Source organism: Micromonospora sp. NPDC005252 (assembly GCF_042872475.1).
Taxonomy (GTDB): Bacteria; Actinomycetota; Actinomycetes; order Mycobacteriales; family Micromonosporaceae; genus Micromonospora.
In genome coordinates this window covers 36029-51248 of sequence record NZ_JBIAKN010000021.1, presented here as the reverse complement: position 1 = coordinate 51248, position 15220 = coordinate 36029, and the positions used below count along the sequence as shown (strand labels likewise).

The window sequence follows — 15220 nt, the reverse complement described above, 5'->3', positions numbered from 1 at the left end:
ATCGGTGAACCGGTTCCCCGGCGGGTGATTCTGAGCAGCTGCTGACCTTCCTGATCACTCAGCCGCCGCACGCGTACAAGATCTGCCACCGCCACAGCCTGACCGCTGCGGCGCCGCCCGGCCGATAGGCCGGACGGCGTGTCACCCAACACCGTGAACGTTCGTGGTCACGGCACTAGACGAGCGCATGACGGTTCCGTGGGAGGGGCTGGCGCGGACTGTCGGCCTCGACGGTGACCAGTGGCAGGTGGTCGGGTTCAGCATCGGCGGCGGTGAGCATGGGTACGACCTACGGGTGGTCGCCACGCCCGTTGATGTGTGGGAGAAGGTCAAGCCCGATGATGATGCCGAGATCGAAGTAACGGAGTTCCTCGTTCACAATGTTGACCCGCTCGCGATCCTTCAGCAGATGACGCACGTGTTCGAGTTGAAGATGCGGCTTCGCGGGCTCGACGGTCGTCGAGTGCGGGTCCGGGCGTTGTCTGACCTTCCTTCAGAGTTGTTTGTAGATGAGATTTTCGGGCCCCAGGAGGGCTAGCGACATTCAGCGGTGGGGGCCTGCCACCCGGCGCCGGCTGCGGTGCCAGCCACCAAGCGGGCACCGGCCGGACGTAGCCACCAGTGCCTCGGCGTGGATCTGGACTCCCGCCCGACGCACCCCATTGACCAGCCCGGCGCAGCGCAGCCGGTCGAGCCAGGTGCCGCACGGTCCTGACCGGGGCGCTGATCGCCGGGGCCAACTGGCCGGTCGTCAGCATCCGATGCGTGTTCAGCAGTACCAGCAGGTCGTGCGACGGGCCGCCCGCCGTGGGCCGCCGCTCGACGAACGGCCGGGCCGGTCGGCTTGGCTCTGACGCCGAAGCGCGCCGCCGGCATCGAGAGATACGTCGACCGGATGACGTCCCGCAGCCTGAAGACCTATCCGGTAGCGGCCCGGTCGGATTTTCCGGCAACGCCGCGGGCATCATCTCGGAAGCCGCTGGTAGCCCGACACCTACTGCGGGAAGCCTCGGAACACCCCGTCCGGGTCCGCCGCGTCCGCGAACTCGAAAAAGTCCATGTTGGCAATCGAGAGTTGTTCTCGACACTCCACATCTCCGCCGGGACGACCCGGAACCAACGACCTGGCTCGTGAAGCAGATCCAGCGCGACAAGCGGCGTGTCCGGGTCGGTGACGGTGACGTTGTCAACGAGGAACAGGAAGCTGCGGTAGGTCACCATCGGGAGCGCCGCCACCTGCTCAGGGGACAGATCAGCGAACGCTGAGTCGCTGACGAAGGACAGGCTCGCCGCGAATCCATCGACCGAGGGCGCGATACTCGCCGCACGCACTGCGTCCCAGGCTCCCTCGTCGGTGAAATCGGCACGGAGCACCAGCGCGCATGGCGTGTCCGGCAGGGTCAACATCGATGCAGTCTTGCAGATCAGCGGGATGGGTTTTCCGAGCCGCGCCCAGCGCTACCGGTGCTGCTGGTTGGCCGCTACCACGTTGGCGGTAGCGCGCCCGGAAATGGTCGGCCGGGATCGTCGTGTCAGGGCATGCCAATTGGTGCCTCGACAGCCGGTCGCCTCGGCGTCCACTCCCCTCACCCCGGAGGATTGGGCAAGATGATCAACAGCTCGCTGACCCACGATGAACTGCTGCGACTCCCCGCGATTGTCGACCTGTCCACTGCTGCTCGCGCCTTGGGCGTCGGGCGGACGAAGGCCTACGAGCTCGCGAAGCAGGACCTGTTTCCGTGTTCGGTGCTTCGGATCGGGACGTCCTACCGCGTACGCACCGCAGACCTGCTGAGGCTGGTCGGCATCGACCGACACGGCGCCGATCAGGAGGACTCATCGGACGGGACGCGCGGCTGATCAGTCGGTTTGCCCTGACTCTTGCGGCACAGCCCATCTCGGTCGATACCGCCCGCTGAGCACGTCGTCGACGAGCAGCGCGACAATCCCGGACGGCGTGAGATCGGGCCGCGTCACCGCCAGCCTCTCCATCTCCGAAGGCGTGAGCCGGATCTTGACTTGCTGATCCCGCTTCTCGCGCGCCGGCAACGGCGGCAGGTTCTCGGCGACAGGACGCTGTCGCGGCATGCCTCAACTCCTCGGCGAACTCTCGAACGGCTAGATGACGAGTCGAGGTTCCCACATTCCACGTCGCCTATCCCAAACCGCCATCTCACACGCCAACCCGGGACCACATTTTGGTACCACTAATCGGTACCATAACAACAAGTGCGCAGTAGCTTCACGCACGGAAGCAGGGCTCAGCCCATCCCTCCCTGGAAGGAACAGGACCGACGTGAGCGCCTCGGACCCGATCAAAAAGGTCATTCTTCGCAGCGGCAAGACCCGCTACCGCTTCGTCCTAGACGTCGGACGCAAGCCGGACGGGCGTCGGGACCAGCGGACGTACACCTTCGACACCAGGAAGGAGGCAAAGGCGGAGTACGCCCGGATCAAGCACGAGACCGACCGCGGCACGTACGTCAAACCCGGCAAGATCACGGTCAACGATTTTCTCGACGAGTGGTTGGCATCCGCCACGCGCGATGTCGAGAAGGCCACCGCCGCTAACTACCGCGATGCGCTGCTGCCGGTCCGCGTCCGCCTTGGCAGCAAGCCACTCCAGGACGTTACCGAGGCCGACATCGAGGCTCTGATCGACTGGATGCTGACGGAGGGCCGGAAGCGTGGTGGCAAGCCTGGAACGGGGCTCGGTGTCCGGTCAGTGCGCCTGACGCTCGGCCGCCTTCGAACCGCGCTGAACGTGGCGGTTCGCCGTCAGCTCGTGGTCCGCAACGTCGCCGCGTTCGTCGCCATCCCCAGAGCGGCCGCGAAGGCCGCAGTCGAGGCACAGGCTGAGCGCAAGCCCTGGACCCAGGAAGAGGTGAAGGCGTTCCTGACCGGCATCACAGGCGAACGCCTCTACGCCGCCTGCCTGCTGTCGCTGATGGGCCTCCGACCGGCCGAGGTGTGCGGGCTGCGCTGGTCCGATGTCGAATTCGAGGCCGGAAAGATCGCGGCCGGGGACAACACCCGGACGCTCGTCGACGGTGAGATCGAAGAGAAGGAGGCCAAGTCGGCGGCTGGCAAACGCGGCCTGCCGATGCCCGCGACGGTAACGAAAGCGCTCAAGGCGTTCCACACCCTGCAGAAGAAGGAGCGTCTGAAGGCCGGTAACGCCTACGTCGACAGCGGCTACGTCCTGGTCAACGAACTCGGCCAGCCGCAGCGCACCGACTGGCTCCGCCGCCGGGTCTACGAACTGATGGCCAAGATCGGGGTCCCCAAGGTCCGGCCGTACGACGCGCGGCACGCCTGCCTGACCTACCTCGCCGGCGCCGGAGTGCCCGACGTCGTCCTCGCTGCCTGGGCCGGCCACGCCGACGGCGGCACCCTCGCCAAAAGGGTCTACGTCCACCCCGACGGCAGCCACCTCAAGGTGGCTGCCGAGCACCTCGAATCGAGCCTGTTCGGGTGACTCCAGCGCCCAAAATTCAGCAGTACAGGCGTACGTGAGAAATTGTGAGACGAAACGGCAAAAGGCCCCGACTCACCGAAGTGAATCAAGGCCTCCGAACTGCCGAAACTCTGTCGGGACGGCCGGATTCGAACCGACGACCCCTTGACCCCCAGTTCTACAACGATCCTGTCACGGCGTGCCAATAATGACTGATACATTCGCAAACATGGACAGAAGGGCAGCCCTTCGTGACGCCCTCTGCTACCTCATGCCAACCGCTCCTCGGCTGCCAGCCTTGAGCCGTTACCGAGCTCGTTACGGCAACCGGTCAAGAACCCGCCCTGACATCGGGTCCAGGTAGCTCTGGTGCCCGCCCTTCATACCTGGTCCGCGCACGCGCCTCTCCAGCAGCCGATCGCTCGCCAGTTGCTCGAGCGCTGACAGTTGGGATCTGTCTTCAGGCGCCGTAGCTGGCGGGCACCGCTACGCGGAGGTACCACAACCAAAAATCCCGACGCAGAGCAGAGTTACTGGGCGTCTCCCAGATGGCTCCGCCCGCCAAGGCGATGGAGGCGAAGTAGGAAGGTTCCCAATCCTCAGAGTCGACCTCCGCCTCATCGGCGCCTGCGGGCAGCACTAGCTCGGCCCGTAGCACGTCGCGGTTGGTAGCCCAGCACGCCAAACCCGCGGCGACCGCAGGAAACGTCTCCGGACCGGTACGCATCCGATTGTCGAGGAACGTCGCAAGACGGTTGAGCTGGACCGAGTTGTAGACCAAGCCCAGTTGAGGCTGTTCGGGCGTGGCGCCTGGGGTGGGCGCGCAAAAGGGAAGCGGTTCGCCGAAGCGTTCCTGCCAGACTGGCCATGCCTTTACCGCACAGGATGCTGATAGCCGCAGGTACGAACGCCAACTGTCGCCGCCCGTAACCTGCTCGAGCGCATGGTGCAGCTCCATCCGAAGCGGCCACTTCAGCTCACCGTCTGACGAAATACGGTCGATATACCCGTCGGCTAGGCGGACAACGTTCTCTTCGGTCACTCCGCGACTACTCCTGTTTCCAAGTGCCGTTTGGGCGAAACACGTTTACACCGGTCGGATCGGTGACTCGCTGAACCTGACCCTGGTAAACCGCCTCATGCTTGAACCACTCGATGCAATCATCACACATGTCTCGGTCCACCTCGATCGGCTCGTTCGGCCTCGCGACGGCAGCCTGACGCTCGGCGTGCGAGGCGAAATACTGGCCATCGATGCCGTGGTCACGGAAGCCAGCTGGCGTGATCGGAGCGCCGATCTGCCGAGTATGGGCGAGCACGGTTGCTGGGGACACACGTGTGTAGCCGTTTGGATACCCCGCGGCCCAACCGCTGAGCGTGCTGATGTCGTCCGCGTGGCCGGCTGTCTTACCAGGAACAGTCGGCGGGCGTGGGCACGCTCCAGGAACCTGCGCATTGTTGTTGTGCACAAGGATCGGGGTGCTGCCGGCGACCACATAGTAGGTGTGGATGTCGGCGACCGTGAGGTCGCGCATCTCGGCGTCACCGTCGAGGTTCTCAACCTCGATCACAGTCACCTGCGCTCCAGGTCCCCCACCACCCATGCCAGCGCCAGTGCCGTCACCCTCCAGCCGCTTGTCATCGTGCACGAGCAAGCGGTGGCCGACCTTCAGCTCAGCCGCGTCCACCCACTTGCGGTCGGTCGCGTCCCAGAACGGATGGTGTTGCGTGGTCTTCAGCACCGTCGACTTACCCGAGTTGGCATCACGCACTGTGACGTTGGTGAGGTCGCGATCCTGGTTCACGTGCAGGGCGGTCACCCTCTTGGCCGCAGTCTCCTCAGCCTCGGGGTCGGTCGCCGCCACCTTGTCGCCCAGCGCGATGTCCTTGATCGCCTTGGTGCTGCCGTCGGCCATCAGAACGCGGGTGGCCGGATCGAAGCTGTGCCGCGGAGTGTTGCAACCCGAGAGGCCCTGTCGTCCCTCGTCGCGCTGCGGCCGGCTCGGCGTCGCGCTTCTGCCACTCTTGCCGCCGAGCGCCCGACTGGCTCCACCACCAGCGAGCTTCGTCGCACCTCCGGTCAGCCTGCTCACGCCGGCCGATAGACCGCCGTCCAGGCCGCCCTCAATCATCGTGCTGGCTAGGTTGCCCAGCGAGAACTTCTCGTCACCGCGAGCCACGTCGACCATGTATCCGGCACCAGCGGACATCGCTCCGGCGGCGGCGCCGGCCAGGATCAAGCACCCGACCCCGGTGGCGCAGAGAGCGCCCACTGCGACTGTCGCCGCCATACCCACGGCCACCGTCGCCGCGAACTTCCACGGATCCTTCTTGATCGCCTCCACTGTCGATTTGAGGTTGGTGACGGCGGCTTTTGCCGCTTTCTTCGCAGTTTCCTTCAAGCATTTACTGACGCCGCCAGACGTACATTTCTTGGCAGCGTGATACGCATCCTTAACTTTTTGGATCTTCGTCTTCGCCCAACGGACCGTGGTGTCCTTGACGACATGGGCGGCCTTCTTCAGGTTGTTCTTGACGTTGCTCGCTGTCTTCTTGACGTCCTGCCACGCCTTACCGGATCGGACGTAGTTGAACGCCTGGTAGGAGCTCTTTGCCAGGGTCGTCGTCGCCCGATAGGTGGTCTGGATCGCCGCCACAGGGTTGGTGACCACAGACACGGTGCTACGGAAGGCCGACTTGAGGCTCGAAAGGCCCCAGTGTCCAGTCGGGTCCGTCGTCGTCAGCGGGTTCGCGTCGCCGTACTGGAAGCGGTTGGCGTTGACCGAGTCGGGCACCGGATTGTTGGACGCGGTGTCTCGGGTGTCGAATTGACCGGTATCCGGGTTGTACCAGCGGGCGAGCATGTTGACCCGCCCTGTCAGGTTGTCAGTCCACTCGGACTGGTAGCCCAGGCTGCCGAGTAGACCGGACGAGGCGACGACGGTGCCAACGGGGTCATAGGTGGTCGACCCGGAAAGAGTGGTGCCGGTGGCGGTGAACTGGCCCACGACATCGTCATGCTGGTCTGTCCAGACGTACCGAGAACCCGTGCCGGTGCCGGTGCCGGCCGCGAGCAGCTTACCGTCAGGGCCACGGGTGTAGGTCGCCCCGCTGTCCTGGGCTAGATCATTGTCGAGACCCGTGTATCGAAATCCCGGTACGACGGCGCGACCAAGCCCGTCGTAGGAATAGGTGCGGGTGCCTCCGGCCGACTGTTGGGAAATCACCTGGCCGAAGGCGTCGGCCGTGGTGGTGAGCTCTCCTGCCGTTGAGCTGGTCTGGCGCAAGGTACCGCGTGCGGTGTACGCGTACGAGATCCCGCCGCTCTGCGTCGAGAGCTGGTTCCGCGCGTCGTAGGTGAAGATCTTCCCGCCGGCTTGGGTCCTGTTGCCTGCTCCGTCGTATGTGTAGCCGATGGTGGTACTGCCGTTGTTCCAGGTCGACAGCCGGTCGGCGAGGTCGTACGTGTAGGTGTTGGAGCTGGACCCGGCGAAGCCGGTGGTGGCCTTCGAGGTTTCGTTGTTGTTGTTGTCGTAGCCGTAGGTGATAGAGCCGAGGGTGGTGGTGCCGGCGGCGTTTTTCAGTGTGTCGGACTTGAGGCGGTGCATCGCGTCATATCCGAAGTTCCGCACGTTGCCGGAGTTGTAGCTGATCGATGACATCTGCGACATGTTGTTGTAGCCGACCACGAGGTTGACGCCGGTGGTGGTGTTGGTCGCCGTCCGGAACCGGCCAGCGGTGTCGTAGGTGTAGCTGCTGCTGCCGGCGGCGTCGGCGCGCGAGGCCGTCTTTCCGTCCTTGTTGTAGGTGAACGAGGACGAGTCGCCGGGACCCGTGATGGACAACGGTAGGCCGCGGTCGTCGTACGAGACGTCTGCCGTGCCGGCCGGGACCGCGAATCCGGTCAGCCGGCCGGCGTCGTCGTAGTCGAAGGTCCGGTCGGCCGTGGTGGCCTCAGCACCAGTGCCGGACTGTCGGGTCAGTCGGCCAGCGTCGTCGTAGCTGTTGCTGGTTCGTACCCCGCCGGGAGCGATTTGGTCGACGACCCGAGCGGCCTTGTCATAGGTCGTGGTGAAGGTGCGGTCGGCCAGGTTCGGATAGGCAGGGGTGGATGGTTCGATTCGCGATTCGGGCAGGCCCCAGGTGTTGTAGGTGGTCCAGAACTGGTTGCCCCGCCCGTCGGTAAAGCGAGTCTGGTTACCTGCGGCGTCGTATCCGAAGCTGGTCGTGATCGCGGTGGTGGCGGTGACCGGCTGGCTCTCGCTCGTCAGTCGGTTCATCGCGTCGTACCCGAAGGTGGTGGTGGTCGTGCGCCCGTCCGTCGACGACGTCAGGTTGCCGTTGTCGTCGTAACCCTTTGATCGGGTGACGAGTACGGTTCCTGCGGCATCCAGGTCCTGCTGCTGCCTGAGTCGGCCGAGCGGGTCGTAGCTGGCGGTCTGCGCCGTACCATCCGGCATGGTGATCCTGGTGGCCCGGCCAAGTCCGTCGTACTCGTACTTGGTCTGATTGTTCGCACCGTCGGTGGTGGTTAGTGGCGCGCCGGTGAAGTCGTAGGTGCTCGATGTCTTCACGCCTGCGGCGGTGGTCACCGACTGGGGCCACGGGCCCTGACCGAGCGCGCCGGTGCCGTAGTCATAGTTGGTGGTGTTGGTCTCGCCGGTCTGGCGGACCACCTGGCTCGTGGTGAGCGGGCGGTCCATCAGGTCGTACGTCGACGTCTGCTTGGCACCGGTCGGGTCAATTGAGTCCAGAACGCGGCCGAGCTTGTCGTAGCTCGCTCGGGACACCTTGCCCCGCGGATCGGTGACTGCGACCCGATTGCCGAGGGCGTCGTATTCATAGCTCGTCGTCTTACCGTCGGCGTTGGTCACCGAGCGCACCCGGTCGAGCTTGTCGTAGTTGGTGATCACCGAGGCCCCCACGATTGGCGTACCGCCGGGCGGGGTGTAGTCCGGTGCGATCACCTCGGTGGGCCGGCCGAGAGGGTCGACTCGGGTACGGGTGACATTCGAGAGTGGGTCCTGTGTCTCGACTATCTCGCCGAAGGTGTTGTAGCCGATACGGGAGACCGGGACGACGGGTACACCTGGCGTGCCGAACACCTCGGCGGTCACCGACGGCTCCACCGTCTTCACCAACTGGCCGGCCTCGTCGTACTCGTAGCTGGTGGTCTTGCCTTTCGGGTCGGTGGTTGCGGTGGTGTTGCCCAGCTTGTCGATCGTGTAGCTGGTCGTCAGGCCGGTGGTCGACGCGAGTGCCTCACCGGTACGGCCGTTGCCCCCCGCGTAGAGCGTGTTGATCTCGGCGGCGGACAGGGCTCGTTGGTAAAGCTGCACGTTGTCGATGGAGCCGCTGTAGCTGGCGTAGACACCCATGCCGAGGTAGCCACCACCGATGCTCGGCGACTGCGAGGTGAATGGGGTCGGGTTGGTGGCCCCGGTACCGGCGACGTTGTTGACGTAGAGGCTGAGCGCCTTACTGGTGGCGTTGTAGACACCAACCAGATGAACCCAACTGTTTGCGACCAACGCGTTGCTGGAGGTGGCCGAGTAGATGGCCGACGGGGTAGCCGAGTCTGAAGATGGCGCCCGGAAGGCCCACTTGTTCAGGGTCTTGTTGTACTCAAGGTAATACGCAGTCCCGTACGAGCCGATCTGAGTCAGTGCGGTCTGGTCCTTGAGGAAGTCCTTTGGCTTGACCCAGGCAGAGATCGTATACGACTTGGCGGTGTCGATGGCATGATTGTCGATTCGGAGACCTCGGCCACCGCTAAATGTGGCGACGCCCTCCGACAGGGTCACGTCGGCTCCGCCGGTCGCCTTGCCCGCCGATGCTGTCGAGTCGTAGGCGACGTTGTATCCGTCGCTGAAGCTGGTTTCGTCAAGCTTGAACCAGGCGTTCGGTTCGACTGAAGGATCTGCGGCGATCCGCTCCGAGGTCATCCGACCGAGCGGGTCGTAGGTGCGGCTGGTTGATTGCAGCGGGTTGGTCCCGCCCTTGTCGCTGGACCGGGTGGCCAGCACATGGTCGTCGGCGTCGAAGCTGAAACTGGTGACACGTTCAGTGTTGTTGTAGACGTCCGCCGGCGCCGTCGCGCTAATCCGCACGACTCGGTTGGCAGGGTCGCGGGTGTACGAGGTGACGGTCGCGCCGTTGTTGGTTTCCTGGCTCGACAACTCCCCGTCGGGCCGGTGGATGTTCTCCTCGAGAACGTACGTACGGGTGCCGTCGGTGCGGGTGGCCCGTCGCAGCGTGCCGTCGCCGTTGTACGTGTAGTTCGTCGTGTAATTCATGGCGTCCGTGTCGGAGGCGAGATTGCCGTCCGGGAAGTACGCCTTGAAACTGACCTGGGTGGTGGTGCCGTCGGCGCCGGTGATCGTGGTGGTGAGGTCGTTACCCTCGCCGTCGAAGGTCTTCCGTACCGCTTGCAGCACGTCCCCCGAAGGACAGGGATCGCCAGGTGAGGGCGAACTGTCGCAGGTGACCTCGGCCGTGGTGTTGCCGTAGACGTCGTATTCGAGCAGTGTGACCACACCCGCAGGATTGACTGTTTTGATCATCCTGCCGTGGTCGTCGTAGAAACTCTGGACCGCACGTTCCGCATCGCCGCCGGTCAGGTCCTGCACCCGGCGTCCCGTGACGTTGCCGTCGGGGTCGTAGTCAGTCGACGTTCGGCCGGTGTGCGACGCGCCGGTGACCTGGTTCAGCACGGGGGGCTCGGTCTGCTCGACGACCTGGCCCTCCGCGTCGTACCTCATGGAGGTGGTCAGGTCCCCCAGGGTCTCGGTCTTGATGGTCTTGGCGGTGATCCGACCCAGGCCGTCGTAAGCGAACTCGGTCACCAGCCCCGCTCCGTCGATGATCCGTGCCAGATCACCCGCGGAGTTGTACTCGTTGGTCTGGGTGGCGCCGCCAGCGGACCTGGTCGTCACCGGCAGTCCGGGCGGCGTCGTTCCGCCGCCAACCGCTGCGGTGGTCGCGCTGGTATAGGTGACGGTGGTGGTTTTGCCACCGGGAAAGCCCGCGACGGGCGGCGTCGTGGTGCTCGTCCGGTTGCCGGCGGTGTCGTATCCGAACCGGGTGAGGAACATCGGATCGGTTGGGCTGTACGAGTTGGCCGTGCGGTATTCAATCAGTTGATCGTTACGTGGATCCGGTGCAAGGTTGGTGCTGGTCGCGTCCGGATAGTAGTTGTAGTAGGCCGAGTCACATTTGACCGAGGTGATACACGCTGTCGTACGGATCGTGTTGCCCCGCACGTCCCGGCCCGTCTCGGTCCTGTTCCGCAGTGGGTCATAGGTCACCGAGCCGAAACCGCCGATGTCGTACCCGTAGGTGGTGGTGTTGCCCAGCACGTCGGTGGAGGCGATCAGCCGGTTACCGTTGACCAGGTCGAAGACCTGCGTAGAGGTCTTGCCCTTCGGGTCGGTGACCGTCGTCGTGGTGATCGAGGTCAGCGTCGACCCGGTGGTGCCGGAGCCGGGCTGTGTGGTGCTCTTCGACGCCTTCCAGTGCCGGTCGACCTCCGCGGCACTCAGCGGCGTTTTGTAGAAGGCCACCTCGGCGATGTTTCCGGTGAAGTAGGAGACATCCTGCGTGGATCCGGGCCAGCCCTTGGTGATGCCCGTGCCAAGGTAGGCGGACCCGGCAAATTCTTGAACCGTACCTGCATGGCCTCCGACCATGTCGCCATCAAGATAGAGCAACTGCTGGCTCGGGGTCTGGGTGACGGCGATGTGGTGCCACTTACCGTCATTGACCTTCGACGGGGACTGGACGACGGGTGATGACGGGGCCCAGAACTCGCCGCGCAGGTAGCCGTCCCCACCGACATAGAGGGCCGGCGTCCAGGTGGTCGCCCCCGTCGTCGACGGCGGGAGGTCCATCTGGCCGTTGGTGTAGCCCAGCAGCACGCCGCTCTTGGCGCTGCCCGCCGGGGTCTTGAACCACATCTCGACCGACTTGGTGGTGTCGTACGGACCGCCGCCGAGGTCCGCCATGGTGTTCAGCTCGACATAGGCGTTGGTGCCGTTGAACACTGCCCCGTACGAATCGGCGAACGGGCTCGTCGTGTTGGGTTGGGTCGTGTTGAACGTGACGTTTCGATACCGCGCCTCGTGGTACTCGCCGCGCACCTCGTTCACCGGCTTGGTGGGCGCCTGAATGTCGGCGAGCCGGAAATAGTGCTCCGGTTGCGACCCGAGCACCGCCGACACGTAGACCAGGCTCGAGCCGCCTACGGTCGGTGCCCCGATCTTCCACGTCCCGCCAATTTCGTCGGTCACCTGCTTGACCCGGCCCGTCACCGTGTCGTAGTCGATGATGGCCTGGACCCGACCACCGGGGGTCGTGATCCGCGTCAGCAGGGGGTCAGCCGCAACACCGCTGCTGTGCAGGGAGGTCGCCGTGGGCGTGGTGATGGCCCGATTGTGGAAGACCACGTCGGCGATCGACCCGTTGAAGAAGGTGGCGGTGGCCGCGGTGTTCGGTTGCGCAGGCCAAGCGCCGCCAAGGAAGCCGGCGCCCACGTAGCCGTTCGTCATGCCAAGGTCAAGATTGATCGTGGCGGTCAGCGTGGCGACGCGGGCGCCGTCGACGTAGAGGGCCTGGTTGCCGCCATTGCCGGCCAAGGCAACGTGGTGCCACTGACCGTCGACTACCGTGTTGGGCGAGGCCATGGTGTTCGCGGTGCTGCCCGTCCAGAACTGTCCGTGCAACTTGCCGTCCGACCCCACGTAGAGAGTCGGGGTGTAGGTCTTGGTCGTCGTGGCACCCGCACTGACCGGGTCGATCTGATGGCTGAAGAGCACGCCGGTGGGGCTGTTCGTGCGGAACCACATGCTGATCGATTGGTACGACGCCTCGGTCACCAGCTTCGCCGGCAGTTTCACCGACGACGAGGTCCCGTTGAAGCTTGCTGCCGTGGAGGTCGAGTTAGCCACCGGGCCGGAACTCCCGAGGGTGACGTTGGCGTAGGTGGCGTTGTCCACGCCGTCGTTGCTCAGCACCGCGCTCTGTGCGACCGTCGCACCGGGGCTCTCGTTGAGCCGCCAGAACGAATACGGGTCGGTGTTGAGCACAGTGGTGGCGTGCTGCGGCGTCAGCGTGTACTGGTAGCTGGAACAGTTTGCGGCCCCAGAAGGCGGACAAACGTTCGTCAGCAGGTCGCCGTCGTAGTCGTAGGTCCAGGTCACCGCGCTGGCCGCGTCGCCCTGGACGACCGGGTCTGTGGTGATTGCCGAGACGTGTGGATACGTCGAGTTCGGTGGACGCGACCACGATATGCGGAGTGCGCGACTTGAGGCCACGGATCGCACCTCGTCGACCAACCCAGCAGCGTCGTAGTGCACGGTCAGCGAACGGCCCGCAGCGTCGGTGATCCGCGTCAGGCCGTAGACACCACCGGTCGCCGCCTGGCTGAACTCGTACGTAGTGGTGTCCTTGTCGGTCAACGTATAACCGCTGGTGACCGCCTTGAAGACGGAGTAGCGCCCCAAGGGCGGTGTCCAACTGCCGTCGGGGTTGCGACCGAACGAGACGTCCTCACCGCTCGGGTAGCGCACCGCCACCGTTTGCAGGGCACCACTCGCGTCGATCGACTCACGGGCCTGCATGTCGAGCAGCGACGACCAGCCTCGCCCAAACGCCCCAAATACGCGGGCGTCGAGGCTGTTGTAGTCCCTCGTGATGCTGAGCGCCGGACCGACCGTCGTCACCTCCACATCCGTGTCGGAGGTGGTGTAGTTACCCGTACTCGGCTCGTAACCCTTTCCGCCATTCTGCGCCAGGTCAGAGGTCACCATCTGCTGTGGCACCTGGGTGGTGAACGCATACTTCACCGGGGCGACGGCCGAGGTGGACGAGTAGTCATTGACTTGCACCGCGTACTGGTAGGTCTTGCCCCAGACGAGGACGCCAGCAGGCACCTTCCATACGCCGGCGGTCACCCAACCGGAGGTGCTGAGCTGCGCACCTGCCTCGTCATAGACGAAGTAGTTGTACCGCAAGCCCTTGTTGGGCCAGCTGTCCGGGTCGCTCCCGGCGGCGGCGAGCTCCGGTGTCAGCGTATTGACGGCGTAGTTGTTGGCCGGGTAGCGGACGTCGAGCTGTGGCGGGACATTGTCCGTGTAGGTGACGTCGAGGAAGGCATCACACTTGATCGAGCCGTAGGTCGCATGGGCACAGCGCATCGTTGAGTTCTCGATGCCGGCATCGACCGAGGTGAACCGCTTCCACGCCTTGACGTTGGTTTCGCTCTCGGCTTTCAGCGCGAGGCCGTAGTTGGCACCGCCGGTGACCCAGTTATTGACCTCGGACACGTTGAGCGTGACCGGCACCCAGATGCCAACGTTCCGGATGCCCGCCTGGTTACCACAGGCCGCAGTACTGGTCGGTGACGCGTTGCCGATGGAATCAGACAACGTCGGGAAATTCGTGGATCGAACGCCGGTGGACGACCAGTTCGACTTGACGGCAAAGACGTCGAAACGGTGGACCTCGCAGCCGGTGTTCAGGCCCTGGTAGCTCATGAAGAGGTTGAGCTTGGCCGTGCTGATCTTCTTGCCCGCGTAGGCAGTGGAGAAGCTCGGGAACGGTAGCAGTCCCTGCGCCTTGGCCACACCGTTGTTGAATGTGCCGATCCCGATACTTTTCTCGGTCGACCGGTCAGACTCGGTGCTGCCAGACTGGACGTAGGTGTCGCCGTCTGTGGTGGCGATGGTCGGGTCGAGCACAACCGGGAACGCCCGCTTCGGGTCATGCAGCCAGGCGCCGTCGACCGTCATCTTCAGCGCAGGGCCGTCAGCGGTGTCGACGAGGGAGTAGCGGATGTCGCGGGACATCGCACCGGCGCCAGAAGCGTCACCGGCGGCGTCCTCCATGAACGCTGCGGGCATCCGGGCGACCGCCTGTCCCCCGGCCGCTCGGAACACCACCGATCCGTCGCCATCCACTGCGGCCGTAAGCCCAATCAGTGCGAGGGGGTAGGTGTACTCCGTGGGAACGTCCGCCGAGTGGAAGACCAGACTTTCTTTGACCTCGCGTCCTGCGGTAGCAAGTCTCAGGTCGACGTTCGGGAAGACCTGGCGGTACGTCGCCAGTTCACCGCTCACCTCGGGAAGGCCAATGTCTGCGCCCGCGATCCGGTAAGCAAGGCTTCGACCTGCGTCGAATGTCATGCTGACCAGTGGCGTCGTGCCTGTCGTGCGCTCTGCGGGATCACCGCCCGAGGCGTCGAACTCGATCTTCTGCCCGTTGGCACGCGGCCGGAGCCGACCGTCGGCACCCCGCACCAGCTTGCCGTCGATTGGCTGCCACGACCCGTCCGCCGCCCGGAAGTTGACCGGTTGCTGGTAGACCCTCCGGGTGTACGAGCCGTCCGCGTTACGGAACATCTCGGTCTGCTCGGTGGCGCCTGCCGCTTGCCGCTTGCTGGTCTTGAGCTCGAATCCGCGCGACGGCTCGCCGGCTTTGCGCACCGCGCTCTCCGGCCGGTGGGGCTCAGAGCGCGCCAGCTCGCCCTTCGCCCGCACGGGCTTGCTGCGATCCTCGGTGAGCGGAGCCTCTGCATAGTGACTGCGCGGCGGGTTCTTTCCCACCTGCTGCTTCGGGGTGGACGGATTGCTTAAAGCCCAGGACGGTCGGGCCTCCAGCAGTGACCAGAACCAACTGAGCGGGAAGCCAGAGCCCGCCACGATGGGCAGCGGCTCTCGTGGAGCACCAACACCGAGAACCAGGACGAGCACCAGGACGGTTGCCACC

At 64.8% G+C, this 15220-nt stretch carries 6 protein-coding genes and 1 pseudogene; 3 read left to right on the top strand and 4 right to left on the bottom strand.

Going from position 1 to position 15220, the window contains the following annotated elements; translation table 11 throughout:
* Positions 1-163 precede the first annotated feature (163 nt).
* On the top strand, positions 164-538 hold the full coding sequence (locus ACFYPH_RS29925; RefSeq protein WP_387186433.1) for a hypothetical protein: 375 nt from the start codon (positions 164-166) through the stop codon (positions 536-538).
* Between the two features lie 456 nt (positions 539-994).
* Here the strand turns inward: ACFYPH_RS29925 and ACFYPH_RS29920 are convergent.
* Positions 995-1407, bottom strand: a pseudogene (locus ACFYPH_RS29920) (DUF6924 domain-containing protein).
* Positions 1408-1608: 201 nt separating this feature from the next.
* On the opposite strand from ACFYPH_RS29920, the gene ACFYPH_RS29915 reads away from it, so the two are divergent.
* The gene (locus tag ACFYPH_RS29915) at positions 1609-1860 is read left to right on the top strand and encodes a helix-turn-helix domain-containing protein (RefSeq protein ID WP_387186431.1); all 252 of its coding nucleotides are present in this window, start codon (positions 1609-1611) and stop codon (positions 1858-1860) included.
* On the opposite strand, the gene ACFYPH_RS29910 is transcribed toward ACFYPH_RS29915, so the two are convergent.
* Positions 1861-2088, bottom strand: coding sequence for a hypothetical protein (locus tag ACFYPH_RS29910; protein ID WP_387186430.1), 228 nt, complete (start codon positions 2086-2088; stop codon positions 1861-1863). It lies immediately after the preceding gene.
* Between the two features lie 208 nt (positions 2089-2296).
* Between ACFYPH_RS29910 and ACFYPH_RS29905 the strand changes: the two genes are divergently transcribed.
* Positions 2297-3478, top strand: coding sequence for a tyrosine-type recombinase/integrase (locus ACFYPH_RS29905; RefSeq protein WP_387186428.1), 1182 nt, complete (start codon positions 2297-2299; stop codon positions 3476-3478).
* A 439-nt stretch (positions 3479-3917) separates the two neighbouring features.
* Here the strand turns inward: ACFYPH_RS29905 and ACFYPH_RS29900 are convergent, their stop codons facing one another.
* Together ACFYPH_RS29900 and ACFYPH_RS29895 are read right to left on the bottom strand one after the other, a co-directional pair.
* Positions 3918-4499 carry an Imm5 family immunity protein gene (locus tag ACFYPH_RS29900; RefSeq protein WP_387186426.1) on the bottom strand — a complete coding sequence of 194 codons (582 nt, stop codon included), beginning with the start codon at positions 4497-4499 and terminating at the stop codon, positions 3918-3920.
* A gap of 7 nt (positions 4500-4506) precedes the next feature.
* A complete protein-coding gene (locus ACFYPH_RS29895; RefSeq protein ID WP_387186425.1) occupies positions 4507-15219 on the bottom strand; it encodes a LamG-like jellyroll fold domain-containing protein in 10713 nt (3570 codons plus the stop codon).
* Between the last annotated feature and the right edge of the window lies 1 nt (position 15220).